The organism is Lysobacter sp. Hz25, from assembly GCF_046097045.1.
GTDB classification, from domain to species: domain Bacteria; phylum Pseudomonadota; class Gammaproteobacteria; order Xanthomonadales; family Xanthomonadaceae; genus Lysobacter; species Lysobacter antibioticus_B.
This window is the reverse complement of the sequence record NZ_CP175666.1, coordinates 5380618-5407407: the sequence shown is the minus strand read 5'-3', so window position 1 is coordinate 5407407 and position 26790 is coordinate 5380618. Positions and strand designations below refer to the sequence as shown.

The 26790-nt window shown below is 67.9% G+C and carries 16 protein-coding genes and 1 pseudogene; 11 read left to right on the top strand and 6 right to left on the bottom strand.

What is annotated here, in order from left to right:
* Positions 1-3 precede the first annotated feature (3 nt).
* Positions 4-1233 carry an MFS transporter gene (locus tag ACKN61_RS22265; protein WP_408951275.1) on the top strand — a complete coding sequence of 410 codons (1230 nt, stop codon included), beginning with the start codon at positions 4-6 and terminating at the stop codon, positions 1231-1233.
* A gap of 93 nt (positions 1234-1326) precedes the next feature.
* Here the strand turns inward: ACKN61_RS22265 and trmL are convergent, their stop codons facing one another.
* Positions 1327-1791 carry a tRNA (uridine(34)/cytosine(34)/5-carboxymethylaminomethyluridine(34)-2'-O)-methyltransferase TrmL gene (gene trmL / locus ACKN61_RS22260; protein ID WP_408951274.1) on the bottom strand — a complete coding sequence of 155 codons (465 nt, stop codon included), beginning with the start codon at positions 1789-1791 and terminating at the stop codon, positions 1327-1329.
* Positions 1792-1944: 153 nt separating this feature from the next.
* On the opposite strand from trmL, the gene ACKN61_RS22255 reads away from it, so the two are divergent.
* From ACKN61_RS22255 to ACKN61_RS22210, 10 genes and pseudogenes are all read left to right on the top strand, one after another.
* On the top strand, positions 1945-4851 hold the full coding sequence (locus ACKN61_RS22255; RefSeq protein WP_408951273.1) for a M16 family metallopeptidase: 2907 nt from the start codon (positions 1945-1947) through the stop codon (positions 4849-4851).
* A 404-nt stretch (positions 4852-5255) separates the two neighbouring features.
* Positions 5256-5570 (top strand): annotated as a pseudogene (locus ACKN61_RS22250) (DUF4156 domain-containing protein); the annotation flags it as partial.
* A gap of 250 nt (positions 5571-5820) precedes the next feature.
* Positions 5821-6843: a 3-oxoacyl-ACP synthase III gene (locus tag ACKN61_RS22245; protein WP_408951272.1), complete on the top strand. Its 1023-nt coding sequence runs from the start codon at positions 5821-5823 to the stop codon at positions 6841-6843.
* A gap of 887 nt (positions 6844-7730) precedes the next feature.
* Positions 7731-7976, top strand: a complete 246-nt coding sequence (locus tag ACKN61_RS22240) for a hypothetical protein (protein WP_408951271.1) — start codon at positions 7731-7733, stop codon at positions 7974-7976.
* A gap of 432 nt (positions 7977-8408) precedes the next feature.
* The gene (locus ACKN61_RS22235; protein WP_031372820.1) at positions 8409-9032 is read left to right on the top strand and encodes a DUF2170 family protein; all 624 of its coding nucleotides are present in this window, start codon (positions 8409-8411) and stop codon (positions 9030-9032) included.
* On the top strand, positions 9032-9745 hold the full coding sequence (locus ACKN61_RS22230) for a PspA/IM30 family protein (protein WP_031372819.1): 714 nt from the start codon (positions 9032-9034) through the stop codon (positions 9743-9745). Before ACKN61_RS22235 ends, ACKN61_RS22230 begins: the two co-directional genes overlap by 1 nt.
* A gap of 52 nt (positions 9746-9797) precedes the next feature.
* The gene (locus tag ACKN61_RS22225) at positions 9798-10511 is read left to right on the top strand and encodes a hypothetical protein (protein ID WP_031372818.1); all 714 of its coding nucleotides are present in this window, start codon (positions 9798-9800) and stop codon (positions 10509-10511) included.
* A 54-nt stretch (positions 10512-10565) separates the two neighbouring features.
* Positions 10566-12629 (top strand): flotillin family protein, encoded by a 2064-nt coding sequence (locus ACKN61_RS22220; protein ID WP_031372817.1) that lies wholly within the window; start codon positions 10566-10568, stop codon positions 12627-12629.
* A 121-nt stretch (positions 12630-12750) separates the two neighbouring features.
* Complete coding sequence (locus tag ACKN61_RS22215) at positions 12751-18123, top strand: DNA repair ATPase (RefSeq protein WP_408951270.1); 5373 nt, start codon at positions 12751-12753, stop codon at positions 18121-18123.
* Between the two features lie 15 nt (positions 18124-18138).
* On the top strand, positions 18139-18843 hold the full coding sequence (locus ACKN61_RS22210; protein ID WP_408951269.1) for a phospholipase D-like domain-containing protein: 705 nt from the start codon (positions 18139-18141) through the stop codon (positions 18841-18843).
* 79 nt (positions 18844-18922) lie between these two features.
* Here ACKN61_RS22210 and ACKN61_RS22205 read toward each other — a convergent pair whose 3' ends face one another.
* The 5 genes from ACKN61_RS22205 to ACKN61_RS22185 all read right to left on the bottom strand — a co-directional run bounded on the left by ACKN61_RS22205 (position 18923) and on the right by ACKN61_RS22185 (position 26610).
* On the bottom strand, positions 18923-20134 hold the full coding sequence (locus ACKN61_RS22205; protein WP_408951268.1) for a CaiB/BaiF CoA transferase family protein: 1212 nt from the start codon (positions 20132-20134) through the stop codon (positions 18923-18925).
* A 132-nt stretch (positions 20135-20266) separates the two neighbouring features.
* Complete coding sequence (locus ACKN61_RS22200; protein ID WP_408951267.1) at positions 20267-22159, bottom strand: glycoside hydrolase family 127 protein; 1893 nt, start codon at positions 22157-22159, stop codon at positions 20267-20269.
* Entirely contained in the window at positions 22156-24351 is a 2196-nt protein-coding gene (locus tag ACKN61_RS22195) for a formylglycine-generating enzyme family protein (protein WP_408951266.1), read from the bottom strand. The genes ACKN61_RS22200 and ACKN61_RS22195 overlap by 4 nt, the downstream gene beginning before the upstream one ends.
* 10 nt (positions 24352-24361) lie before the next feature.
* The gene (locus ACKN61_RS22190; RefSeq protein WP_408951265.1) at positions 24362-25306 is read right to left on the bottom strand and encodes a ribokinase; all 945 of its coding nucleotides are present in this window, start codon (positions 25304-25306) and stop codon (positions 24362-24364) included.
* Positions 25303-26610: a serine hydrolase domain-containing protein gene (locus ACKN61_RS22185; RefSeq protein WP_408951264.1), complete on the bottom strand. Its 1308-nt coding sequence runs from the start codon at positions 26608-26610 to the stop codon at positions 25303-25305. The genes ACKN61_RS22190 and ACKN61_RS22185 overlap by 4 nt, the downstream gene beginning before the upstream one ends.
* Between the last annotated feature and the right edge of the window lie 180 nt (positions 26611-26790).

The window sequence follows — 26790 nt, the reverse complement described above, 5'->3', positions numbered from 1 at the left end:
GCCATGAGCGCGAGCCCGCCGCTGCACGCACCCGTTCCGCTCGGCGCCGACGCGCGCCGGCGCGGCCTCAACGGTTTGCTGGTCTACACCTTCTTCATGGTGACCGGCTTCGCCATGTTGATGCCGCTGGTTGCGGTGCACTTCGTCAACGACGTCGGCCTGGCCGCGGCGGCGGTCGGCCTGGCCTTGGCGGTGCGGCAGCTGACCCAGCAAGGCCTGGCTCTGGTCGGCGGCGTGCTCTCGGACCGTTTCGGCGCGCGCCGCATGATCTGCTTCGGCGTGTTGCTGCGCGCGGCCGGCTTCGCCAGCCTCGCCTTCGCCGACGATCTGCCGCTGCTGTTGTTCGCGATGGCGGTGTCGGCGCTCGGCGGGGCGATGTTCGAGGCGCCGTACCAGGCCTCCATCGCCGCGCTCACCGATGAGCGCACGCGGCCGCGCTACTACGCGATCAGCAACTGGGTCAGCGGGGTGGCGACCACGCTCGGGCCCTTGCTCGGCGTCGCCTTGCTGCGTTTCGACTTCCGCGTGGTCTGCCTGGTCGCCGCGGCCTGTTTCGCCCTCAACTTCGTCATCGCCCTGCGCCTGCTGCCGTCGGTGGCGATGCCGGAGCGGCCACCGCCGCTGCGCCACGGCCTCGACCTGGTGCGCCGCGACCGCGCCTTCCTGAGCCTGGTCGTGCTGATGATGCTGTACTGGTTTCTCGCGGTGCAGATCAACATCAGCCTGCCCCTGTTGGCGCAGCGCCTGACCGGCGAGGTCGACAGCGTCGGGGTGATGTTCGCGGTCAGCGCCGGCCTGACGGTGTTGCTGCAATACGGCCTGGTGCGCTGGCTCGAACAACGTCTCAGCACCGCCCAGGTGCTGGTGCTCGGCGTCGTGCTGATGTCGCTGGCGGTCGGCGCGATCGGCTTCACCGACGGCTTCGCCGGTTTCCTGCTGTGCATCGGCGGCTTCGCGGTGGGTGCGGTGATGACCCGCCCGACCCAACAGACCTTGATCGCCGGCATGGCCGATCCGCGCGCGCTCGGCACCTTTCTCGGCGTGAGTTCGCTCAGCCTGGCCATCGGCGGCGGCCTGGGCAACGTCGCCGGCGGTTGGCTGGTCGATGTGGCGACGGCGCGGCACTGGCCGTGGTTGCCGTGGACGGTGTTCTGCGCCATCGGCCTGCTCAACGCGCTGGGGTTGTCGATGCTGCTGCGCGCGCCGCGCGGGCAGGCGCTGCCGGCCGCATGAGGCGCCAGTAGCGGTAATCAGGTTCGGCCAAGGCCTAGGAGATTTGCTCCCTCTTCCGCACCCGAGGGGAAGGGGGAGCCTTTTTTCGGCGGTTCAGGCGCCGCCGACGAAGTCGTGCTGGCGCCAGGCCTCGAACACCACCACCGCGACCGCGTTGGACAGGTTCAGGCTGCGGTTGTCCGGGCGCATCGGCAGGCGCAGGCGGTGTTCGGCCGGGATCCGGTCGAGCACGTCCTCGGGCAGGCCGCGGGTTTCCGGGCCGAACACGAAGGCGTCGCCGGCGGCGTAGCGGGGCTGGTCGTGGCGGACCCGGCCGCGCGTGCTCAGCGCGAACAGCCGCGGCGGCGCGATCGCGTCCAGCGCGGCGGCCAGGCTGTCGTGCACGCGCACCGCGGCGTACTCGTGATAGTCGAGCCCGGCGCGGCGCAATTGCTTGTCCTCCAGGGTGAACCCCAGCGGCGCCACCAGGTGCAGGCGCGCGCCGGTGTTCGCGCACAGGCGGATCACGTTGCCGGTGTTGGGCGGAATCTCGGGCTGGTAAAGGATGACGTCGAACATCCGCGCATTATGCGCGGCGAGGCCGCTCGGCCGCAGCGGCAACGTAAATGCGACCGGCCACCCCCTATGACCGCCGGCCTAGTGCCTGGGCGCCTCGACCCGCCTAGGATGGTGCTTTCGTCCGCGCGCGGACGACCCCAGCCAGGAGTGCCCATGTCGCCGAAGTCCCCCTTGTCCCCGAACGCGCTCCGCGCCGCCCGCCCGCGCGCCGCCGCGCTGGCCCTCGCGCTGGCGACCGCCCTGGCCGGCACGGTCTGCGCGCCGGCGTTGGCGGCTCCGGCTGCCGGTGCCAACGCGAACTCGAAGGCCGAGGTCTCGATCCCGTATGAAGAGTTCACCCTGCCCAACGGCTTGCGGGTGATCGTCCATACCGATCGCAAGGCGCCGATCGTCGCGGTCAACGTGTGGTACCACGTCGGCAGCAAGAACGAGCAGGCCGGGCGCACCGGTTTCGCCCATCTGTTCGAGCACCTGATGTTCCAGGGCTCGGAGAACCACAAGGGCGAGTTCTTCGCGCCGTTCGAGCTGGTCGGCGTGACCGACCAGAACGGCACCACCAACCAGGACCGTACCAACTACTTCCAGAACGTGCCGACCACCGCGCTCGACATGGCGCTGTGGATGGAATCGGACCGCATGGGCCATCTGCTCGGCGCGATCGACCAGAAAACCCTCGACGAACAACGCGGCGTGGTCCAGAACGAAAAGCGCCAGGGCGAAAACCAGCCCTATGGTCGCCGCATCAGCGCCAAGCTCTACGAGGCGCTGTATCCGGCCGACCACCCCTACAGCTGGCAGACCATCGGCTCGATGGCCGACCTAGATGCGGCTTCGCTCGACGACGTCAAGACCTGGTTCCGCAGCTGGTACGGCCCCAACAACGCGGTGCTGGTGCTCGCCGGCGACATCGACGTGGCGACCGCCAAGGACAAGGCGCTGCGCTACTTCGGCGACATCCCGGCCAGCGCGACCCTGCCCGACATGGCCGCGCGCGTGCCCAAGCGCGAGCGCGACACCGAGGAAACCGTGCCCGACCGCGTGCCGCAGGCGCGCGTTTACCGCGCCTGGCCGGTCGCCGAGTTCGGCAGCCCCGACGGCACCGAGCTCGGCCTGTTCGCGCAGGTCCTCGGCGGCAGCGCGGCCTCGCGCCTGGACGCGCGTCTGGTCCACGCCGACCGCATCGCCGACAGCGCCAGCGTGTCGATCAACGACGCCGAGATCAGCGGCACCCTGGTGGTGGTGGCCAACGTCAAGCAGGGCGTCGACCCGGCCAAGGTGCGCGCCGCCATCGACGAAGAGATCAAGCGCCTGATCGAACAAGGCCCGACCGCGCAGGAGCTCGAACAGGCCAAGACCGCGAGCCGCGCCGACTTCGTCCGCGGGGTCGAACGCATCGGCGGTTTCGGCGGCAAGTCCGACGTGCTCGCGCGTTGCGCGGTGCTGCTCGGCAAGCCCGACTGCTATCGCGACGAACTCAAGGAACTCGCCGCGGCGACCCCGGCCAGCGTGCAGGCCGCGGGTCGGAAGTGGCTCGGCGTCGGCTCGCATACCCTGATCGTGCAGCCCGGCGACAAGCCGGCCTCGTCGCTGCCGGAAACCGTGCGCGCCGCGCCCGCGACCCAGCCGGCGGCGATTCCAGCCGCCGACCCGCGCTTCAAGACCGTGGCCTCCCCGGTCGACCGCAGCACCGGCGTGCCGGTGACCCAGCGCTTCCCCGATCTCAACTTCCCGACCCCGCAGCGCGCACGCCTGGGCAACGGCATGGAAGTGGTGCTGATCGAGCGCCACGAAACCCCGGTGGTGCAACTGGCGATGGAGTTCCCCGGCGGTTTCAGCGCCGACCTCGGCAAGAAGGTCGGCACCGCCAGTTTCGGCATGGCGATGCTCGACGAAGGCGCCGGCGACTACGGCGCGCTGCAACTGTCGGCGCGCAAGGAAGCGCTCGGCGTCGAGCTGTCGTCCAATGCCAGCCTCGACAGTGCCAACGTGGCCATGTCGGCGCTGACCGACAAGCTTGAGCCGTCGCTGGACCTGTTCGCCGATGTGGTCCGCCGCCCGCGGTTCGAGGCCGCCGAGATCGAACGCGTGCGCGCGCAGTGGCTGGCCGGGATCAAGCAGGAGAAGGCGCGTCCGCAGACCGCGGCGCTGCGCGTGTTGCCGCCGCTGCTGTACGGCGCCGGCCACGCTTATGCGATTCCGTTCACCGGCACCGGCACCGAGGCCTCGATCGCGTCGTTGAGCCGCGACGACCTGGTCGCCTTCCATCGCGATTGGCTGCAGCCCGACCGTGCCCGCGTGTTCGTGGTCGGCGACACCACCCTGGCGCAAATCGTGCCGCAGTTGGAGCGCCGTTTCGGCGACTGGAAAGCCGGCGCCAACGCACCGGCCCTGCCGGCACTGGCCACGGTGGCGCGCCCGAAGGCGCCGCGCGTGTTCCTGGTCGACCAGCCCGGCGCGATCCAGTCCAACCTCTACGTCGGCGAACTGATCGCACCGACCGGCGATGCCGGCACCATCGACTTCGATTTCGCCAACGGCGTGCTCGGCGGCGAATTCAGCTCGCGCCTCAACATGAACCTGCGCGAGGACAAGCACTGGGCCTACGGTTCCTACAGCGGCTCGGGCAATGCCAAGGGCCAGCGGCCGTGGATCGCCCAGGCCGCGGTGCAGTCGGACAAGACCGTCGAATCGTTGGCCGAACTCAAGCGCGAGATCGAGTCCTTCGCCAGCGGCAGCGCGCCGATCAGCGCCGCCGAGGTCGCCAAGATCCGCGCCTCGAACACCTTGAGCCTGCCGGGCGCGTACGAGACTACCGACGCCTTGATGGCCCAGGTCAGCGCCGACCAGCGCTACGGCCGCCCCGCGGACTACATCCTCGAGTACAAGGCGCGCAACGAAGCGATGACCCCGGCGCTGGCGCAGGCCGCGGCGAAGACGCTCGACCCGGCTGCATTGACCTGGGTGGTGGTCGGCGACTTGTCGAAGATCGAACAGCCGATCCGCGCGCTCAAGCTCGGCGAAGTCGAAGTGATCGACCAGGACGGCAAGCCGGTGCGCTGAGCCGATCGGTTGCTGTCATGCAAAGCGACGGGCCGCCTCTTCGGAGGCGACCCGTTGGCGTTTGTGGGGCAGTCGCAGTGGCCGCAGCGGTCGCTGCGGAAAAAGCAAAAGCAAAAGCAAATCCCCCGCGTCCGCTTCGCGGTCGCCGCCCCCTTCTCAAAGGGGGCAAAGGCCACGTCGTTTTGGCGCCTCGCTTGCCTGTTGTCGTCGATAGTCAGAGCGGAGCCGCGCCGCATCCATCACTTCGTTTCCCCGAGACGGATTCCCCCCTTTGCAAAAGGGGGGCAGGGGGGGATTTGCTTCCGCCTTCGTTCTCTCCGACCAGCGCCCCATTCCTACCGCGCTCAGCCGATTCCGGTGACAATGCGCGCGATCGCATCCCTAACGAGGTTTCCATGCGCGCGTTGGCAATCGTCTCCCTGGCTTCGACCCTGGCCCTGATGGGCTCGGCCTGCACCTGGGTGCAGATGGCGCCCGGCGCACAAGCGGTGCGCGTGCTCTCCGGCGGCCCGGCGCCGTCGGGTTGCGAGAAGCGCGGCGAAGTCGTCGTCGCGGTCAAGCACAACGTCGCCTTCTACGAACGCAACGCCCTGCGCGTGCGCGAAGAACTCGAAACCCTGGCGCGCAACGAAGCCCCCGGTCTGCAGGCCGACACCATCCAGCCGGTCGCGGCGCCGGCCGACGGCCAGCAGCGTTTTGCCGCCTACCGCTGCGGCCCCGGCGCGGCCCCGGCTGCGCAATCGGCGCCTTCTGCGGCCGCCCAGACCTATCCGGTGGGCGGCTGAGCGCATTTCCAAACCCTCGCGTACGGCCTGTTAAGGCCTCTCGCGCCGTCCTAATCCACTGTTTTTAAAGGGGTTTGTGGCGAGGGGTGAGCGTCGGGTACCGGCCGCACGCCAACCATGGCTAATGCATAGGGGTCGTGAAGGCGCTAATCTGTCGCACTTTGTCCGCGAAGGGTTTGCGCCCATGCTGTTCCAACACGTCGCTATTGCCGGGCTCGCTCATGTCGATGCTCCGCGCAGGCTGACCTCCGACGAAATCAACGCCCGCCTCAAGCCCACCCTCGATCGCCTCGGCATCAAGGTCAACGTGCTGCAGGATGTCGCCGGCGTGCACGAGCGTCGTCTGTGGGATGGCGAAATGCGCGCATCCGATGCCGCCACCCTGGCTGCCGTCAAGGCGCTCGCCGATGCCGCGGTCGATACCGATCGCATCGGCCTGCTCGTCAACACCTCGGTGAGTCGCGATTACCTGGAGCCGTCCACGGCCAGCATCGTCGCCGGCAATCTGCGCCTGGGCGAGAACTGCCAGAACTTCGACGTCGCCAACGCCTGTCTCGCCTTCCTCAACGGCATGGACATCGCCGGCCGCATGATCGAGCGCGGCGAGATCGACTACGCCCTGGTCGTCGACGGCGAAACCGCCAACCTCGCCTACGAGAAGACCATCGAGCGCCTGAGCAAGGCCGACGTCACCGAGTCGCAGCTGCGCGACGAGATGGCGACCCTGACGCTCGGCAGCGGCGCCGCCGCGATGGTGCTCGCGCGCGCCGAACTCGCCCCGGGCGCCCCGCGTTACCGCGGCGGCGTGACCCGTTCGGCGACCGAATGGAACCAGCTGTGCCTGGGCGACCTGCATCACGACCGCATGGTGGCCGACGGCCGCATGCTGATGATCGAAGGCCTCAAGCTCGGCCACAAGACCTTCGCCGCGGCCAAGGCCGCGTTGGGTTGGGCGGTCGAAGAGCTCGACGAATTCGTCATCCACCAGGTCAGCCGCGCCCACACCCAGGCCTTCCTCAAAGCCTTCGGCATCGACCCGAAGAAGGTCATGACCATCTTCGGCGAGCACGGCAACATCGGTCCGGCCTCGGTGCCGATCGTGTTGAGCAAGCTGCGCGAGATGGGTCGCCTGAAGAAGGGCAGCCGCGTTGCGCTGCTCGGCATCGGTTCGGGTCTGAACTGCTCGATGGCCGAAGTGGTCTGGTAATGCCTGCCTGAGCCGTGCGGCGCGAGCCGGCGGTGCAGTCGAATACGAAAAGCCCGGCGCGAAAGCGCCGGGCTTTTTGCTTTTTGGGGTTCGGTGCCAGTGTCGCGTCGAGTGAGCCTTTGGCGTGCGCGATGTTGCTTGTCGCTGTCGCTGTCGCTGTCGTTGCCGTTGCCGTTGCCGTTGCCCCATGCTGTGCGCCGATTAGCACTCGCGAAGGCAACGGAAGACCCGGAGGGCGGCCCGCATGGAAGCGGGCCGTTTTTCATCGGGACAGGGATGTCCCGTATGAAAAATCCCCGCGTCGGCGTCGCTCGTGCGGGCCTGTGATTCAAAACAAAAGCATTTTTCTTTGGTGACTTTCTTTTGTTGCTTTAGACAAAAGAAAGTTACCCGCCGCTTTAGTGGCGGAAGCTTTTAGCGTTTGATCTTGCTGGTATGAAAGCCATAAGCAAGTGCAAAGCTTCCGTCCGCTACGCGGCCGGGTTACTTTCTTTTGCTAAGCCCAAAAGTCCGTCTGGATTCCCTTCGGTCAAAGCTAACCAAAGAAAAGGGCTCTCCTTGCAAGGGCACAGGCCACGAGTGCGATGCTGTCGCCGGGATTTTCCGATAAGACGTCCCTGTCTTATCGGAAAACGGCGCACGTCCTGTGCGCCGCCCTCCGGGTCTACTGTTGACCGGCAAAGCGGCAAAGCGGCAATGCAGATCAAAATCTCGGCAACGGCAACGGCAACGGCAACGGCAACGGCAACGGCAATAAGGCGACGGTGCGGCCCAGTCCTCGACGATCGTTACCGCGCAGGTCCGGCTTGCTATAGTCGACCCCATCACGCGCCCGCCTAGACCGCCGTCGCGTCCAGGACTTCACCCACCGCAACGGAGTTGCCGCCATGGCCGAGCCCAAGAGCCACCTCGAGATCGCTCTCGCCTCGATCCCGGTATTCACCAACGACGGCACGCTCGACGTCGCCGAACTGCAGAAGCTGCTCGATCTGGCGCTGCGCGACCGGATCGTCGACGACGACGAAAAGCGCGTGCTCGACAACATCTTCAAGCAGGCCGAACTCGGCACACTCGATGCCGACGTGAAGCGCCGCATCGACGAAGCCCGCAAGCAGCACGGTATTTCCGCCTGAGACGATCCGCGTCGCGATCCGGTTGGCAACGGCCGGGTCGTGGCGATGGCGTGCGGGTCGATCGTGTCTGTCGGCATCCTTTGGTTCGGGATTCGGGATTCGCGTCGGTCATCTGCAGTCGAGATGGTTGCGCCGTAGTCGTCTTGGCGTGGTCGCGGCTTGCGCCGCTCCTACCCTAGAGCGGCTTCCGGGTAGGAGCGGCGCAAGCCGCGACCGCGGACTCCCTGATCGCGGCGTCGCTATCGGTACCCGATCACCTCAGGTCGTGAGGCAGCTCGGCCTAGCTGGCGTCGAAGCGTTCGTCACCCCGGTCGCCACATAAGTGACTGAAATAAAAGCTATGTTTGGCCGGCGTGGCCACTCCCCGCCGTTCGTCGGCATATCACATGTCATGCTTGCCAGTGTCACATGTGATGATTTATCGTGAATGACATGGAACGTCGATCCTCCGCCTACTACCAGCGCAAACATCGCGAACGATTGCGCGAGAAGGGGCTGGTCAAGAAGGAGCTGTGGGTGCTGCCGGAATTTTCCGAGGAGCTCATGGCGGTGGAGCGACGGATGCGGCAGCCGCGCGGTGCGGTGTCGGGGCGAGGACGCGCGGAGGGCGCGATGAGCGATGGCAAGGTCTGGACGGCCGCGGGTTTGTACGACGCGCTGTCGCAGGACGAAGAATTCATCTACGGCGATTCGCAGATCGAGTTGATCGACGGCGCCGAACCCAGCCTGCACTTGGTCATGGCCGAATACGGCGACCTGCCGTTGTTCGTGGCCGTGGTCGGCGAGCAGATCGTGGTCGAGGCGCTGCTGTGGCCGGTCGCGCACGTGCGCGACGCCTCGGCGTTCAACGAAGAAGTGCTGCGCACCCATAAAGTGTTCCCGCTGTCGACGATCGGCATCGAGACCCTCGCCGACGGCGAAGCGGTGTACATGATGTTCGGCGCGCTCAGCGCGGCCTCGTCGCTGTCGAACGTGCTCTACGAAATCGAGACGCTCGCCGACAACGTCATCAAGGCGACCGAAGCCTACGAAACGCAGTTGCTGGAGGTGGCCTGATGTCGACGTCCGATCCGCCCGCCAATATCTGGAGCAAGCTGCTGACCTCGATCCGCGGCGGTGCGCGCGAGCTCGGCGAGGCCTGGGTCGACAGCCAGGCGCTGCGCATCCTCGACCAGGAAATCCGCGATTGCGATCTGGAACTGCGCCGCTCGCGCGAGTCGCTGGCCGAATTGATCGCCCGCCATTCGCTGGCACAGCGGCGCTTGAGCGACTCCAGCGACAAGGTCGCCGAATACGAAACCTATGCGATCAAGGCGCTGGAATCCGGCGACGAATCGCTGGCGCGCGAAGTCGCCGACAAGATCGTGCTGCTCGAAGCCGGCCGCGGCGACGACGAGCGCCACGTGCAGCAACTTGCGCTCAGCGCCACCGAGCTGCGCAAGGCCATCGCCATGGCCGAGGGCAATATCCGCCGTCTCAAGCAGCAACTCGACACGGTCAAGGCCACCGAGAGCATGCAGCGCGCGCAGGCCGCGGTCGCGCATCGCTATGCCGGGCCGCAGAACCGCTTGCAGACCGCGGTCGATTCGTTGGCGCGGATCAAGCAGAAGCAGGCCGAGCGCGGCGCGCGCATGGAGGCGGCGACCGAATTGGCGCGCCACGACGGCTCCGACGCGTTGGAACGCAAGCTGCGCGAGGCCGGCATCATCGCCGACGACGCCGGCGCCGAAGCGGTGTTACTGCGGCTGCGACAGAAACTGCCGGGCTGACCGGTTTCATGGAGGCGCCGCAGGGAGCGCGGCACGCGGGGAGGGAGGGGTGATGATCGAGTTTCTGCAGATCGTGTTTTCGTTTCCAACGGCGTTCTATTCCGTCCTGCTGGGCGTGGTCGTCGGTTATTGGCTGTTGTCGGCGCTCGGCCTGGTCGGCATGGATGTGGCCGACGGCCTGTTCGGCCATGGCCACGGCCACTTCGGCGGCGACGGTCATGTCCACGGCCCGGCGCACGGGCATACGCTCGGCGACCAATCGCTGGCCGACGGCGCCCATCACCATCAAAGCGTGTTCGATCCGCTGATGCGCCTGGGGCTCGGCGGCATTCCGGTGACTGTCGTGCTCAGCGTGCTGGTCGCCACGGCCTGGGCGCTGACCTACCTCGCCGACCTGTATCTGCTGCGCCTGCTGCCCGATGGCGGCCTGCGTTTCGTCGCCGACATCGTCGCGCTGGTGGTCGCCTTCGTGTTGGCGATTCCGGTCGCCGCGTTCGCGCTGCGTCCGGTGCGGCGCTTGCTGCGCAAGATGCAGCCCGAGCCGCCGCGGCCGCTGCTCGGCCAGACCGCGGTGATTCGCAGCCCGGGCGTGTCCCGGGTCACCGGCACCGCGGCCATCGAGGACGGCGGCGCCGGCCTGATCCTGCAGATCCGCGACGAAGGCGGCGAACGTTTCAAGCGCGGGGACCGCGTGGTGTTGATCGAGTATCTCGCCGACCAGAACGCCTACCGCGTGGTCAGCGAAGACGAATTCCGCGGCGCCTGACCCTCGTCGGTCGCCGCCATCCGTATCGAAGTCGAGTCATAGGGAGATGCAAGAATGAATTTTCCGTCGGGTATTTTCATGGTCCTGACCCTGGTGGGTCTGGGCATTCTGGTCGTGTTCGTCCTGCTGATGATGTTCAAGGCCTTCTACATCAAGGTCCCGCAGGGCACGGCGCTGATCGTCAACGACATGTCCTCCATGCCGAAGGTGCATTTCACCGGCGCGCTGGTGTATCCGGTGATCTACAAGAAGGAGTTCATGAAGATCTCCCTGATCACCCTGGAGGTCGACCGCCGCGCCAAGGACGGCTTGATCTGCAAGGACAACATGCGCGCCGACATCACCGTGGCGTTCTACCTGCGCGTCAACGAGACCCAGCAGGACGTGTTGAAGGTCGCCAAGTCGATCGGCGTGGACCGCGCCTCCGACCGCACCGCGGTCAATGAGCTGTTCAACGCCAAGTTCTCCGAGGCGCTGAAGACGGTCGGCAAGCAGATCGACTTCGTCAAGCTGTTCGAGAACCGCCAGGAATTCCGCGACCGCATCGTCGAGGTGATCGGCAACGACCTCAACGGCTATGTGCTCGAAGACGTCGCCATCGACTACCTGGAGCAGACCCCGAAGTCCTCGCTCGACCCGACCAACATCCTCGACGCCGAGGGCATCCGCAAGATCACCGAGCTGACCGCGGCGCAGAACGTCATCACCAACGAGCTCGAGCGCAACGAGCAGTTGGCGATCACCAAGAAGAACGTCGAAACCCGCGAAGCGATGCTCGCCCTGGAACGCCAGCAGGCCGACGCCGAGGCGCGGCAGAAGCGCGAAATCCAGACCATCCAGGCGCGCGAGCAGGCCGAAACCGCCAAGGTGCAGGAAGAAGAGCGGCTCAAGTCCGAGCAGGCGCGCATCTCGGTGCAGGAGCAGCTCGACATCCGCGAGCAGAACCGCCAGCGCGAAGTCGAAGTGGCCCAGCAGAACCGCCAGCGCGCGGTGGTGATCGAGGTCGAAAAGGTTACCCGCGCCAAGGATCTGGAAGTCGTCTCGCGCGAACGCGAGGTCGAACTGAACCGGATCGAAAAGGAAAAGGCGCTGGAAGAACAGCGTAAGGAAATCGCCAACGTCATCCGCGAGCGCATCGCGGTCGAGAAGACCGTGGCCCAGGAAGAAGAGCGCATCAAGGAAGTGCGTGCGGTGTCCGAGGCCGATCGCGCCAAGCAGGTGACGGTGCTGAACGCGCAGGCCGCGGCCGAGGAAGAGCTGGTGCGCCAGGTCAAGCAGGCCGAGGCCAACGAGACCGCATCCAAGCACCGCGCCGGCGAGATGACGGTGCTGGCGCAGGCCGAGCTGGAAGCGGCCGGCAAGCAGTCCGAAGCCAAGAAGAAGCTGGCCGAAGGCATCGAGGCCGAGCGCGCCGCGCCCGGCCTGGCCGATGCGCGGGTGCGCGAAGTCACCGCCGCGGCGAGCGAGAAGGAAGGCATGGCCAAGGCGCGCGTGATCGCCGAGACCCTGGCCGCGGAAGCGCGCGGCGAGCAGGAGAAGGGCCTGGCGCAGGCGCGCGTGATCGAAGCGCAGGCCGACGCCAAGCAGAAGCAGGGCCTGTCCGACGCCAAGGTGCTGGAAGAGAACCTGTTCGCGCAGGCGCGCGGCGACGAGCAACTGGGTGCGGCCAAGGCCAAGGCGACCAAGGACCTGGGTCTGTCGGAAGCCGAAGTGCTGCTGCAGAAGTTCAAGTCCGAGGCCGAAGGCCTGTCGCAGAAGTTCGGCGCGCTGGATTCGCTGAGCGACCAGGCCCGCTCGCACGAGGAGTTCCGCATGCAGCTGGAGAAGAACTTCGAGCAGGCGATCGCTTCGATCGAAGCCAACAAGGAAGTCGCCAAGGAGCAGGCCGATGTGCTGGCCGCGGCGCTCAGCAAGGCCAACATCGACATCGTCGGCGGCGAAGGCGAGTTCTTCAATTCCTTCGCCAAGGCGCTGTCGGTCGGCAAGGCGATCGAGGGCGTGGCCGGCAAGAGCCCGATCGTGCAGGACGTGCTGCAGCGTTTGCTGGCCAAGTCGGACGGCAAGTCCGACGGCAAGGGCGAAGGCAAGGCTTCCAGCGAGACCGTGCTGGACTCCTGACCGCTCGCGGCCGGAACCCAGCAGCACGGACCCAGGAACGCGCCGCCGCCATCGGCGGCGCATGGCAGCACGCCGGCGGCGCGGCTCAGCGCGCGGCCGGCAGGATCGTTAGGACGGACACATGGCGGACACCAAGCCGGGCACGGCGACGGGCGAGAACGCGAACGACGGCGGCAGCGCAGCGGCGAATCAAGCCGTCGACCAGGCGGTCGCCCAGGGCGGCGCTTATGAGGTATTGAGCAAGCGCCTGGCCGAACAGGGCCAGCGCCTGCGCGACATCGCCCAGGGTCTGAACCAACAGCGTCTCGACGAGTTCGGCAGCAGCCAGATGGAGGTGGTCGGGCGTTTCCGCCTGCGCACCGAGAACAACTGCGTCGCGCGCGACATCGTCCAGGTCGGCGACTGCCTGGTGTTCGGCTACAACGTCTTCCTCGGGCTCAAGAAAGAGACCCGGGTCGAGGACGTGTTCGCGCTGTACAAGCTGGTGCAGGGGCCGGAGGGCTACGACGTCACCCCGGTCGAGCTCAAGGGCAGCTTCCTCGGCATCGACAGCTTCGCCCAGGATTTCCGCGAGCTGTACGCGTACTACAAGAACACCCGCCTGATTCAGCTGATCGTGCGCGACGGCAAGCTGCTGGCCGCGTTCCAGATCGGCGAGCGCATCACCGACCTGCGCGTGTTCCGCTGGGCGATCGCGCCGGGCGGCGAGGTGAGCTACATCGACAACCGCGGCGAGCGCGACATCGCGCTGCCGGCGCCGTTCGATTTCGAGTGGACCCGCGCGACCCGCGAGATGGTGGTCAACGGCCGCCACCCGCATCTGAACATTCTCGACAGCGTGTTCGTCGAGACCGTCAACGGCGACCTCACGGTCAAGATCGAGAACAACACCGAGGACGGCCAGGGCATCTACCGCGAGCCGGTCGCCGACAAGACCCAATCGCTCGACGATGCTCAAGTCGATTACGCCCGCGTCGGCAGCCTGATCCTGCTCAAGATCCTGCCGTATCGCGAAGAGCAGTGGCGCTACCTGGTCTTCAACACCCTGACCCGCAAGGTCGTGCGCCTGGACGAGATCGGCCTGGCCTGCATCCAGTTGCCCGAAGACCACGGCATCATCTTCCCGGGCGGCTATTACCTGCAGAACGGCGAGCACAAGCGCTTCGACCAGGCGATGGACGGCATGCGCTTCAAGCGCACCATCCGCTCGCCGAACGGCGAAGACGTGCTGTATCTGTTCTACGAGCCCGAGCAGGGCCGCACCGCGATGTTCACCTACAACATGATCGAGCGGCGCCTGCAGACGCCGATCTTCGGCCATGGCTACGCGCGCCTGGAAGACGGGCGCATGGTGATCTTCGCCACCGAAAGCGACGAGCCGACCCGGGTGCACCCGATGCAGGTCTGGCAGACGCCGTACTACAGCGACGAGTTCGCGGCGAAGCAGCCGGCCGGCAACAGCTTCATGGGCAAGATCGGCAACGCCGAGCTGGTGCGCGGCGTGTCGGAGCTGATGAGCCTGTCGCGCGAGATCGAGGCTACCGAAGTCTCGGCGCAGCGTTACGGCCTGCTGGCGCAGAACACCCGCCGTTTGTTCGACGCCCACCATTGGTTGTCCGACCCCGCCTGCGCCGGCACCGCGCCGCTGCTGCGCGAGATCGCCGCGACCGCCGAGTCGGTGCTCGACGAGTACGAGAAAGTCGAAGGCATCCGCAGCCAGTCCGAGCGCGCGATGACCGAGGCGCGCACGCGCCAGAAGGCCTTGCTTGAGGCCCTGCAGCCGGAAAACTGGGAGCGGGTGCAGGAGTTCGTCGACGCCCTCAACGGCCTGACCGCGCAGCGCGGCCATCTGCTGACGATCCGTGACTACCGCTACATCGACGTCGCCGGCATCGATGCGATGGAGCAGGCGCTGATCGCCGCGCACGAGCGCACCGCCGCGGCGACCGGCGCCTTCCTCGCCGGCGACAAAGCCCTGCTGCCGTTGGCCGAGCGTTTGCACGCGTTGGAAACGCAGGCCCAGCAGGCCGTCAGTGTGGCGCAATTGCTCGAACCGATCGGACAGATGCAGGCGATGTCGGGCGACCTCGACATGCTGTCGGCGCTGATGGCGACGCTCAAGGTCGACGACGCCACCCAGCGCACCCGCATCGTCGAATCGATCTCGGAGATCTACGCCAAGCTCAACCAGGCCAAGGCGCGCGCCGAGCAGCGGCGCAAGAGCCTGGGTTCGAGCGAGTCGGTGGCCCAGTTCGGCGCCCAGTTCACCCTGTTCGGGCAGAGCATCGCCAGCGCCCTGTCGCTGGCCCAGGACCCCGAGCGCGCCGACGAGCAATTGTCGCGGCTGATGGTGCAGCTGGAGGAGCTGGAAAGTCAGTTCGGCGAGCACGAGGCCTTCCTCGGCGACATCCTGTCCAAGCGCGAGGAACTGCTCGAAACTTTCGAAGCGCACAAGCAGACCCTGCTCGACGACCGCCAGCGCAAGGCCCAGGCGGTGATGGATGCGGCCACCCGCATCCTCGACGGCCTCGGCCGGCGCACCGCGCGCTTCGCCGGCAGCGACGAGCTCAACGCCTTCTTCGCCAGCGACCCGCTGATCCTCAAGCTGCGCGAACTGGCCGAGCGCCTGCGTACGCTCAAGGACAGCGTCAAGGCCGACGACGTCGAGGCGCGCCTGAAGGGCGCGCGCGACCAGGCGGTGCGCGCGCTGCGCGACCGCAGCGAGTTGTTCGAGGAAGGCGGCAACGTCATCAAGCTGGGGCCGCGCCACCGCTTCAGCGTCAACACCCAGGAACTCGACCTGACCCTGCTGCCGCGCGGCGACGTGCTCAACCTGCACCTGACCGGCACCGACTTCTTCGAGCCGCTGCGCAACCCCGAACTCGATGCCGCACGCGATTACTGGGGCGTGTCGATGGATTCGGAATCGCCGCAGCTGTATCGCGGCGAGTACCTGGCCGGCCTGGTGATCGAGGCGGCCAGCGCCAACCGCGACGGCCTCAGCCTGGACCTGTTGCGTCAGCAACTGGCGCAGCCGGAGCTGCTGGCGCGCAGCGTGCGCGACTTCGCCGCGCCGCGCTATCGCGAAGGCTACGAAAAGGGCATCCACGACCACGACGCCAGCCTGATCCTGCAGGCCTTGCTGCCCTTGCGCGACAGCGCCGGCAGCCTCGGCTTCGAGCCGGCCGCGCGCGCCTGGGCGGCGCTGTTCTGGTCGCAGGTCGGCGAACAAACCGATGCCCGGCAATGGCCGGAACGTGCGCGCACCGCGCGCGACATCCAGCAGTTGTTCGCCAGCGCCGCGGGCCTGGAATCGCTGCGCGCCGAGATCGCCGCGGCGATGACCGGCTATGCCCAGCAGCAGACCCTGGCGATCGACCCGGCGCTGACGCCGCGCGCCGCCGAATACCTGGTGCTGGAGCTGTCGGCCGAACACCCGCAGTTCGTGTTCAGCAAGTACGCCCAGCAACTGCTGCAGGCGTTACGCGAGAAGCTCACCGCGGCGCGGATGTGGGACGGCTTCGTCCAGGCCCTGGACGGCCTCGGCGACCGCGTCGCCGCACGTTGGGCGTTGGCGATGAACTGGGTCGAGGCGCTGGCGCGTTCGCCCGAACTCGCTCCGGTCGCGGCCTATGCCGCCGAAGCGGCGACCTTGTTGCTGCTCGACGAACGCTTCCCGAAGAAGATCACCGAGGTCGACCTGAGCGCGCCGGTGCAGGGCCTGCTCGGCGAGCATCCGCGCATCGTCGAAGGGCGCATGAACCTGGCGATCGACGACTGGTCGGCGCGCCTGCGCCACCACCGCGAAACCTTCGTCCCCGGTTTCCAGCGCTACCAGGCCTTGCGCCAGGAAATCGTCGGCCGCGAGCGCCACGCCCTGCGCCTGGACGAGTTCAAGCCGCGCCCGTTGACCTCGTTCGTACGCAACAAACTCATCAACGACGTCTACCTGTCGGTGATCGGCGACAACCTCGCCAAGCAGATGGGTACGGTCGGCGAGAGCAAGCGCAGCGACCTGATGGGCCTGCTGATGATGATCTCGCCGCCGGGCTACGGCAAAACCACCTTGATGGAGTACGTGGCGCATCGGCTGGGCCTGATCTTCATGAAGATCAACGGGCCGGCGCTGGGCCACGAGGTGCGCTCGCTCGACCCCGAGCAGGCGCCCGATGCGACCTCGCGCCAGGAACTCGACAAGCTCAACCTGGCGCTGGAGATGGGCAACAACGTGATGCTGTATGTCGACGACATCCAGCACACCCATCCCGAGTTCCTGCAGAAATTCATTTCCCTGTGCGACGGCACCCGCCGCATCGAAGGCGTGTGGAAGGGCCGCACCCGCACCTACGACATGCGCGGCAAGAAGTTCTGCGTGGTCATGGCCGGCAACCCGTACACCGAGTCCGGCGAGGTCTTCAAGATCCCGGACATGCTCGCCAACCGCGCCGACATCTACAACCTCGGCGACGTGCTCGGCGGCATGGAAGCCTCGTTCGTGCTCAGCTACATCGAGAACAGCCTGACCTCGAACCCGGTGCTGGCGCCGCTGGCGACGCGCGAGATGGCCGACCTGTATCGCTTCGTCGACAAGGCCCAGGGCAAGCCGTTCTCCGCCAACGAACTCAGCCACGCCTACAGCGGCGCCGAGATCAACGAGATCGTCGCCACCCTGGAGCGGTTGGTGAAGGTGCGCGACGTGGTCTACCGGGTCAATCAGCAATACATCGCCAGCGCCGCCCAGGCCGAGAGCTACCGCACCGAGCCGCCGTTCAAGCTGCAGGGCAGCTACCGCAACATGAACAAGCTCGCCGAGAAGATCTCGCCGGTGATGAACGAGGCCGAGCTGCAGCAGCTGATCGGCGACCACTACCTCGGCGAGGCGCAGTTGCTGACCAGCGGCGCCGAGGAGAACCTGCTCAAGCTCGGCGAGATGCGCGGCACCCTCGACGAGGCCCAGGCCGCGCGCTGGGCCCAGATCAAACGCGACTTCCAGCGCAACAAGGCGATGGGCGCGGGCGACGCCGACGTCGGCACCCGGGTCGTGGCGCAGCTCAACGACCTGGTCGAGAGCGTGCGCTCGCTCGATCAGTCGGCCACCCAGGCCGCGAGCCGTGCCGAGCCGGCGCCATCGGCGCCGTGGCAGGAAATCCTCGCGGCGCTGGAGCGCGTGGCGCAAGCGCAGGCGCAACCGCCGGCGACCCCGGCCGCCCCGGCGCCGGATCTGGGCAAAGTGCTGAGCGGTCTCGGCTCGTCGCTGCAGACCTCGCTGGTGCCGTCGCTGCAGTCGGCCTTCGACCCGTTGGTCAACCACCTGCAGGACAGCAGCGAACGCCAGACCCGCCTCAACGAAGCTCTGGTCGAAATCTTCAAGCGGCTCGGCCAGCGCGACGTCGACGACGCGCCGACGCGCGCCGAGATGACCGAGCAGCAGCGCGAATTGCAGCGTGCGCTCAACGAATTCGCCGACCGCCTCAACGGTCGCATCCAACGCTAAGGAATAGGCAGGGACATGGATTTCGGCCGACTCGATCAGACCTTGCGCGACAGCATCGCCGATCGCACCCTCGACAACGAGGAGAAGTTCGAGCTGCGCGAACTCGGCGCCGGACTCGGCAGCGAACGCGTGCGCTATCTGCGCAACCGCGCCTTCGACATGACCCGCGAGCTGATGCTCGGCGAGCCGGTGCATGCCCTCGACGGGCTGCGCTGGCTGGAGCAGGTGATCAAGACCCTCGACGTGGTCGCCGCGCCCACGGTGGCGTCGAGCGCCTATTTCGCCCCCGGCGACGCCTGCCTGCGCAAACTGCGCGAGTTGTGCCGCGGAGCCAAGCGCAGCGTCGACATCTGCGTGTACACGATCTCCGACGATCGTCTCAGCGAAGAGATCCTCGCTTGCCACCGGCGCGGCATCGCCGTGCGCCTGATCAGCGATAACGACAAGAAGTTCGACGAAGGCAGCGACGTGCTGCGCCTGCGCGAGGCCGGGGTGCCGGTGCGGATCGACGACAGCCCCTTCCACATGCACCACAAGTTCTCGTTGTTCGACGGCCGGGTGCTGGCCAACGGCAGCTTCAACTGGACCCGCAGCGCGACCACCAGCAACGAAGAGAACCTGGTGGTGACCGACGACGCCAATCTGGTGCGCTGCTTCGCCGGGCAGTTCGAGGAGTTGTGGGAGAAGTTCGTGCCGGGCGCGGATGCGGCGCGCTACTGAACGCGGATCGAGGCCAGCGCCGGATTGCCGGCGTTTCTAGCTCGTTCTCGCCCGGCATTGCGGCGTCAACGCGGACCTTTCAACCCTGGGCGGTACCGCGGCGCCCCAAGGCCACCGCGCCGCGGTCGGCCAGCTCGTCCCTGATCGCCTGGGTGTCCTGGTCGAGCATCGGCGCGGCGAACGGGGTCGGGCCGGGGGTGCGGCCGAACTTGATCGATTGGGCGACGCCGCGGTAGCGCCCGACCTGCGGGTGCTCGATCGGGCCGACGATACCTTCGGCGAGCACTTGCGGGTGGTCGAACATGTCCTCGATGCGGCGCGCCGCGGCGCAGGGCACCTCGTCGCCGAACAGCGTTTCCCACTCCATCGCGCTGCGCCGCGCCAAGGCTTCGTGCAGGCGCGGCACGATCTCGGCCACCGCCTGCGCGCGCTTGCGCACGCTGTCGTAGCGCGGGTCGTCGGCGAGTTCGTCCAGGCCGGTCTTCTCGCACAGCGATTTCCAGAAGCGCGCGGTGTTGGCCGAAATGTAGATGTGACCGTCGCGGGTCGGGTGGATACCGGTGACGCCGCCGGAGCGCATATCGCGGCCGATGTCGAGGCCTTCGCCGTCGGCCCAGATCATCCGCGCCGACTGCATGGTCAGCGCGCTGCGCAGCAAGGACACGCCGACGAACTGGCCCAGGCCGCTGCGCTCGCGTTCGTACAAGGCCGAAGACACGCCGGCGGCGAGCAGGGCGGCGGCGTAGTAGTCGACCACCGAGCCGTAGATGATCTCCGGCGGTCCGCCGCGTCGCCCTTGCAGAGCGCACATGCCGGTCATGGTCTGCAGCACCTGGTCGTAACCGGCCTTGTCCTTCATCGGCCCGCTCTCGCCGTAGCCGCTGACCGCGCAATAGATCAGGCGCGGGTTGATCAGTTGCAGGCGCTCGAAATCGATGCCCAGGCGCTTGGGCACGCTCGGGCGGAAGTTGTGCACCAGTACATCGGCCTCGCGTACCAGGCGCAACAGCACGGCATGGTCGGGCGGGCGCTTCAGATCCAGGACGATGCCGCGCTTGCTGCGGTTGACGCCGAGGAAGGCGCGGCTTTCGCTGGCCAGGGTCGAGGGGTATTGGCGCAGGTTGTCGCCGTCGGGCGGCTCGATCTTGATCACGTCGGCGCCCTGGTCGGCGAGCAGGGCGCAGCCGTAGGGGCCGGCGATGTAGGCGCTGAGGTCGAGCACGCGGATGCCGCCGAGCGGGCCGGCCGGGGCCGTGCGCTCGGACGTCGGGTCGGGGGGAATGGAGTCCATGCGGTGCGCGTCCGAAAGCCTAGAGCCTGATGCCGGGTTCACTGTGCGCCTGTCGCCGCGGTCGAAACAGCCACGCGGCATATGTTCTGGCAGCACAAATTCTTGCTTGGCCGGTGTGGACTGTGCGTGCAGTCACGGGACGGGCGGCGATGAGCGCAGGGGCATGGGCGCGAGCGACATCCAGGTCAGGCGCCAGGCGCCGTCGACGCGGCCGCCGGCGCAGTAATACGGACGCAACACCAGCGGCGCGCGGTAGCCCGGATCCAGTTCGATGCGCGGCACCGCTTCGATCGCGTCGGGACCGCTCCAGCGCAGCCAATCGCTTTGCGGCGCCGATGGTAGGCGCAGGGTTTCCTCGGTCTTGAAGCCGTCGATCAGGCCGGTCGCATAGACCAGCGGCCCGCAGGCGACGGCCAGATATTCGTAGCGCAGCACTTCCTGCGCCACCGCGCTGCCGTCGGGCGCGCGCGACTCCTGCACGTTGCGATGGATCGCGGTGTGGGTGCGCGGGGCCATCGGGAACTGCGCGAGCACTTCGTCGCCCGCGCCCCACTCGCGGTCGATGACGAGGTAGTCGCCGGCGACGATCGCCGCGTCGGCGGCGACGCCGTCGACCGACACCTGCGCCGCCGCGGCCCAGGAAGGAATGCGCAACTTGATGCGGAAACGCGCATTGCGTTCGGGGGCGATGCGCAGGCGGATCGCGCCGTCGAAGGGATAGGCGGTGTCCTGTTCGATGTCGACCCGGCCGGCGCTCTGCAGCTCGATCCGCGCCGAGCCCGGTCCGTACAGATTCACCGCGATGGCGTCCTCGCCGACCTGCGCATAAGCGACGCCGGGAATCTCCTCGACCGCCATCGCGCCGCTGGATTTGCAGCAGCGCCAGTACGTGGTGTGCACGCGGCGCCCGTTCGGGAACACGTAGTAGCACCAGTTCTCGCCGTCGGGCGCCTGTGCGCCGAGCAGGTCGTTATAGGCCGAGCGTTCGATCTCCTCGGCGTAGCGCGCCTCGCCGGTGATCGCGAGCAATTCGCGGTTCAACTGCATCCAGGCCAGGGTCGAGCAGGTTTCGACGTAACCGTGCGGATCGAACACACCGGCCGGATTGAACACCTCGCGCGAACGCTGGGCGACGCCGCCCCAGGGGCCGCCGCCGAGGCTGAGGTGATGTTCGAGGATGCTGCGCCACAGGTTCTCGACGGCGCGGCGGTAGCGCGGCTCGCCGGTGGCGCGATGCAGCTTGGCCAGGCCGACCAGGTTCCAGGCCAGCTGATAGGCCTTGCCGGTGGCGATCTGCGCGGCGTCGGTGCCGTCCAGCGCTTGCGACAACAGGCGCAGGTCCGGATTGCGTTCGGCCTGCTCGAGCACGGTCAGTGCGAGTTCGAGATAGGCCTGCTCGCCGGTGGCGAAGTACAGCTCGACCGCCGGGTCCATCAACACCGTCGCCGACAGACCGTGGTGGTTGCCGAGTTCGTTAATGTCGATGGCGCCGTCGGCCAGGGTGCGCCGGCACAGATCGCCGATGCGCCGGGCCGCGTCGAGATAGCGCGGTGCGGGGAAGTGGCGATGCACTTCGAGCAGGCCGAGAATCAGATAGGCGTGGGTCCAGATGTCCCAGGTGCGCACGCTCGGCGCACCGTCCCAAGTGCCCGGCTTGGGCGGCTGCTTGCGCATGAAGCGGCGTTCCGGCGCGTAGGTGCCGAGATAGCCGTCGTCTTCCTGGGTCGAGACCAGGAAGTCGGCGACCGCGAACAGGCGCGCGCGCAACGCTGCATCGCCGCTGCGCGCGGCAGCCTTGGCCGCCGCGATCAGCCACTTGCCGGCGTGCTCGCCGTACCAGTCGCCTTCGAGGTTTTGTTGTCTGTGTTGCGGAGCGAAGATCGCGATCGCCGGACTGTGCTCGTCGACGATGAAATGCGAGAGCCGGCCGCGGCGGTTGGCATCGAGGGCCTCGCCGAGCAGGCCGCCGAGGCGGACCCCGACGGTCTGGAGCGCGGGCGCGCCGCGATGCGTGTCGGTGCTCATGTGGCATCGACCACGCAGCGGAAGCCGATGCAGCCCGAGCGGTCCTTGCTCGGCGCCATCAGCAGGTACTTGCCGTGCTGGTCGAGCCGATAGGCCTGCGGGAAATACCAGTGCGAGGTCTGCGGCCGGTAGGCGCTGCCGCCGCGCAGGATCGCCGCGCGGGTGTGTTCGTCGAGATACTCGTCGCTCCATTGCCAGACGTTGCCGACCAGGTCGAGTACGCCGAACGGACTGGCGCCGGCCGGATGCGCGTCGACGTCGTCGGGCGCGCGCAGGCGCCGGCCGCGGTTGGGCGCGGGCACGGCGTCGTCGCGCCAGTCCTCGCCCCAGGGATAGCGGCGGCCGTCGTGGCCTTGCGCGGCATACTGCCACTCCCACTCGCGCGGCAGGCGCTTGCCGGCCCACTGCGCATAGGCCCGTGCATCCTCCAGCGCCACCCAGGTCACCGGCTTGCGTTCCCAGCCCGGGCGCGGCGCACCGTCGACCCAGTCGCGCAGATAGTTGTGGGCATCGCGCGGGACATAGCCGCTGTCGGCAACGAACCTTTGATACTCGGCGTTGGTCACCGGGGTGCGATCGATGAAGAAACGCGGCAGGCGCATGCGCTTGCGATGGTTGCGGCGCGCGCTGTCTTCCCAGGGGTATTGGACGTCGACGCCTTCCCAGGTCTGGCCTTCGATCTCGATGCCGCCGACGACGAAATCGAACTCGCCGGCCGGGATCTCGATCATACCCGGCGGCGCCGTAGCGGCGGCCGCGACCGGCTCGATCGGCACCAGCCGTTGCGGCAAGGCGCGCCACTGGTTCGAGTAGCGATGCAGCGGCGTCGCCGCCAATTCGTTCATGCGGGCGAGGAAGGCGTCGAGGCCGTCGATCTCGGCGCCGGGCGCCAGCGCGAGCACGGCGCCGAAACCGCGGCCTTCGAGCACGAAATCGAACGCCGCGCGGCCGCCGTCGAGCCGCGGCTGCAAGGCCACGCCGTTCCAGGCGTCGAAATAACGCGCACCGTCGACGTGGTCGACCGCGATCTGCTCGCCGGCAATTTCATATTCGTTGCGGTTGACTAGTGTCCATAGCGTGCTGCCCGCGTGCGGGAAGCGGCTGGCGAACACGCCGGCCTGCAGGGTGTGCGCGTACGGGCGCCAGTCGGCGCTGACGAAGTGGGCCGGAAATGTTCGCTCGATCGTGGCGATGCGGCGCAGGGTTTCGGCGTCGCGTTCGCCGAGCTGGTTCCACAGGCCCCAGACGTTTTCCCAGGCGTTGTAGCCGATGCCGTTGAAGAAGATGTACTGCAGGTCGTGGTTGCGGTCGCGGCCCCAACGGTTTTCGTAGTTGATCATGTGGCGCGGTTCCAGCCACTTGAACTTGGCCACCGGCGGAATCGCTTCGTTGGGCGCCTTCTTGCCCCAACTCTGCACGTTCCAGATTAGCGCCTCCTCGGCGCTGATGGTCGATTCGGGTTGCAGCACCACCGGGTGGCCGAGCGCGTCGCAGGCGTCGAAGAACGCGCGCGGCACGCCGTTGTAGGTATCGCCGTTGACGCCGTCGGCGCCGACCGCTTGCACCAGTTGGGCCACCGACTCCCAGTCCTTGCGGCCGCTGTCGCGGGTGCCCTGGTCCCAGGGCATGGTCGGCAGGAACACGCGCACGCCGCGGCGATGGAAGTCGGCGATCGCGCCGCGCAGACCGTCGAGCCCGCCGGGCAGGTCGGCGGCGAGGTCGAACTGATTGCGGTCGTCGACACCGATGTTCGGATACACGTGCCAGATCAGCACGCTGTCGATGCCGCCGTAGCGGCGTTCGAGATCGTCGAGATAACGATTGACGGTGTAGCGGCCGGCGACCGGATCGTAGAAATAGCGGTCCTCGGCCATCATTTGGGCGTGGACGAAATTGCGCTGCGCCCATTGCAGTTCCGGGCGGCGATAGTGCGCGTCGTCGTAGCCGATGCGGATCAGGTGTTCGCGGCGCCAGTCGCTGAGCTCGGTGATCCAGTCGTCGAGGGTGGCGTCGACATCGACCTTCCAATGGCCGATCTCGGCGAACGGCCAGCCCGGCGCCTTGCCCGGCAACGGCAGATAGCGCTGGGTGGTGACGTGCGAGAACTTGTACTCGGTGCGCACGAGCGGGCGCTCGTCTTCGCTGGCGGCGTCGGCGGCGTGGTAATCGGGAGGGCGGGGCGCTTGGGTCATGGGGACGTCGCTAAGCCTGGAGCGGGAAAGACGTGACGGCGGCCGGCATCGAATCAGCTCCTTCGGCGAGCCAGCGCTCGACCTCGTCGTGGCTCGGCACGCTGGCCTGCGCGCCGGCACGCGTGCAGGCCAGCGCCGAGGCGGCGCAGGCGCGGCGCAGTGCGGCGGCGAAGCTCAGGCCACGCGCGAGCGCCGCGACCAGTGTGCCGCAGAATGTGTCGCCGGCGGCGGTGGTATCGACTGCGCTGATGGCGAAGGCGGGCTGGTGCAGGTGCTCGGCGTCGAGGCGCGCGCGGCAGCCGCGTGCGCCCAGGGTCACCACCACGCCGCGCGTCGGAATGCGCGCCAGCGCGGCGTCGAGGTCGCCGGCGATGCCGCTGAGGACGGCGAGTTCGCCTTCGTTGACGATCAGCAGATCGATGGCATCCAGCAACGAACTCGGCAGCGGCCGTGCCGGCGCTGCGTTCAGCACCACGCGGACACCGGCGGCGCGCGCGCGCTGCGCCCAGGCTTCGACCGCGGCCAGAGGCGATTCGAGCTGCAGCAACAGATGACCGACGCCGTGGAGGTCGGGCAGATCCTCGCCGCGCAGGGCCTCGTTGGCGCCGGGCGCGACGGTGATCGCGTTCTCGGCGTCGTCGGACACGCACACGAAGGCGGTGCCGGTGGCCCGGTCGGCGACGCGCACGATGTACGGCTCGACCCCGGCCTCGCGCAGCGAACGCTCGATCGGCGCGGCGTGGGCGTCGTCGCCGAGGGCGAGCAGCATGCGCGTCGGCGCGCCGCCGGCGCGGGCGCAGGCGACCGCCTGGTTGGCGCCCTTGCCGCCCGGGAACAGGGCTAGCTCGCGGCCGAGCACGGTCTCGCCGGGCGCCGGCACGTGGCTGGCGCGGACCACGAAGTCGAGGTTGGCCGAGCCGGCGACAAGTACGCAGGAGGGCAGCGCAGCGCTCATTCCGTCGTCTCCGATTCGGCGCGGGCTGGGATCCGCAAGGCCCGATAGACCTGTCGATAGAACTCGTTGCCGATGCGCGGCAGATCCCGGCGCGCCTCGCCGTGCGGCAGATGCTGCAACAAGGCGATGGCGATCAATCGGTGTTGCGGGTCGATCGCGTAGGTCGTCGAGGCCGCGCCCGACCAACCGAACTGCCCGCGCGACCCGGGGCGCTCGCGCTTGGCCGGGTCGATCGCGACATAACCGCCGAAACCGAAGCCCTCGCCGGCGCTGTATTGGTTCACCGGCGGATCGAGCATGCCCAGTTGGTTGCGCAGCATCGCAGCGACGGTGTCGGCGCGCAGCAAGCGCGGTCGCGGCCGGGCGTTCGGGCCCGGGCTCGACGCCGCAGGGCCGGGTGGGTCGGCATCGCGCGAAGCTGACACCACCAGCGCGTCGGCCGCGGCATCGGGCAGCGCAGCCGACGGCGCGGCGATCAAGCCGCCGTCGAGCAGCATCTGGGCGAAGCGGGCGTAGTCGCGCGCGGTCGAGTACAGTCCGCCAGCGCCGCTCGGGTAGGCGTTCAAACGTGCACCGGGCTCGCGCGCGCTCGGGCCGTCGGCGATCCGCAGCCGGCCGTCGTCGCCCATGCGGGTCAGCTCGACCACGCGTTCGCGCTGCGAAGGCGACACCTCGAATCCGCTGTCGCGCATGTCCAGCGGCACGAAGATGCGCTCGTGCAGGAAGGCATCGAAGGGCTGCTCGGCGACCACTTCGATCACCCGTGCCAGCACCTCCAGCGCGGCGCCGTCGTAGCCGAAGCGGGTGCCCGGATCGGCGGCGAGCGGGGCGCGGCTCAGGCGTTCGACGAAGCCTTGCAGGTCGGCGGCCGCATGCGGGTCGTGGCGCCGCGCGATCGCCGTCGCCAACTGGTCGCCCTCAAAGCCGGCCGGGAACCCGGCGGTGTGGGTGAGCAATTCGCGGATACTGATCTCGCCTGCGGCATCGCGCAGCCGTGGCGCATCGACGCTGCCGCCGACGACGACCTGCGGCCGTGCCAGTTCGGGCAGATACGCCGACACCGGGTCGTCGAGCCCGATCCGCCCTTGCTCGACCAGCAGCATCAGCGCGGCCGAGGTGATGGTCTTGGTCATCGAGTACAGGCGGAAGATCGCATCGCACCGCATCGGTGCGCGGCGGGCCAGGTCGCGGTAGCCATAGGCCTGCCAGTCGACGATGCGTCCGTCGCGCGCGATCAGGGTGACCGCACCGAGATAGCCGTCCTCGCCGGTGACCGAGCGCATGAACCCGTGCAGTTCGGACACGTCTGCGCTCGGGGGCGATGGGGCGGCATGGCCGTCGGCCGCCGTCGCCGACCCGATGCAGGCGCCGGCCAGCGCCACTGCTGCGATCCCCGCGAAGCGCAGGCGTCGCCCGCCAACGCCGGCAAAAAGCCACCGCCGCGGACACGACGGCGGGGGCGTCGGTCCGGGGGCGGTCCGAGG

Bases quoted from the DNA above. Each gene is read 5' to 3' on its own strand.
- ACKN61_RS22265 (WP_408951275.1), top strand. From the start codon at position 4: ATGAGCGCGAGCCCGCCGCTGCACGCACCCGTTCCGCTCGGCGCCGAC.
- ACKN61_RS22195 (WP_408951266.1), bottom strand. From the start codon at position 24,351: ATGACCCAAGCGCCCCGCCCTCCCGATTACCACGCCGCCGACGCCGCC.
- ACKN61_RS22225 (WP_031372818.1), top strand. From the start codon at position 9,798: ATGATCGAGTTTCTGCAGATCGTGTTTTCGTTTCCAACGGCGTTCTAT.
- ACKN61_RS22235 (WP_031372820.1), top strand. From the start codon at position 8,409: ATGGAACGTCGATCCTCCGCCTACTACCAGCGCAAACATCGCGAACGA.
- ACKN61_RS22210 (WP_408951269.1), top strand. From the start codon at position 18,139: ATGGATTTCGGCCGACTCGATCAGACCTTGCGCGACAGCATCGCCGAT.
- ACKN61_RS22255 (WP_408951273.1), top strand. From the start codon at position 1,945: ATGTCGCCGAAGTCCCCCTTGTCCCCGAACGCGCTCCGCGCCGCCCGC.
- ACKN61_RS22215 (WP_408951270.1), top strand. From the start codon at position 12,751: ATGGCGGACACCAAGCCGGGCACGGCGACGGGCGAGAACGCGAACGAC.
- trmL (WP_408951274.1), bottom strand. From the start codon at position 1,791: ATGTTCGACGTCATCCTTTACCAGCCCGAGATTCCGCCCAACACCGGC.
- ACKN61_RS22205 (WP_408951268.1), bottom strand. From the start codon at position 20,134: ATGGACTCCATTCCCCCCGACCCGACGTCCGAGCGCACGGCCCCGGCC.
- ACKN61_RS22200 (WP_408951267.1), bottom strand. From the start codon at position 22,159: ATGAGCACCGACACGCATCGCGGCGCGCCCGCGCTCCAGACCGTCGGG.
- ACKN61_RS22245 (WP_408951272.1), top strand. From the start codon at position 5,821: ATGCTGTTCCAACACGTCGCTATTGCCGGGCTCGCTCATGTCGATGCT.
- ACKN61_RS22230 (WP_031372819.1), top strand. From the start codon at position 9,032: ATGTCGACGTCCGATCCGCCCGCCAATATCTGGAGCAAGCTGCTGACC.
- ACKN61_RS22220 (WP_031372817.1), top strand. From the start codon at position 10,566: ATGAATTTTCCGTCGGGTATTTTCATGGTCCTGACCCTGGTGGGTCTG.
- ACKN61_RS22190 (WP_408951265.1), bottom strand. From the start codon at position 25,306: ATGAGCGCTGCGCTGCCCTCCTGCGTACTTGTCGCCGGCTCGGCCAAC.
- ACKN61_RS22240 (WP_408951271.1), top strand. From the start codon at position 7,731: ATGGCCGAGCCCAAGAGCCACCTCGAGATCGCTCTCGCCTCGATCCCG.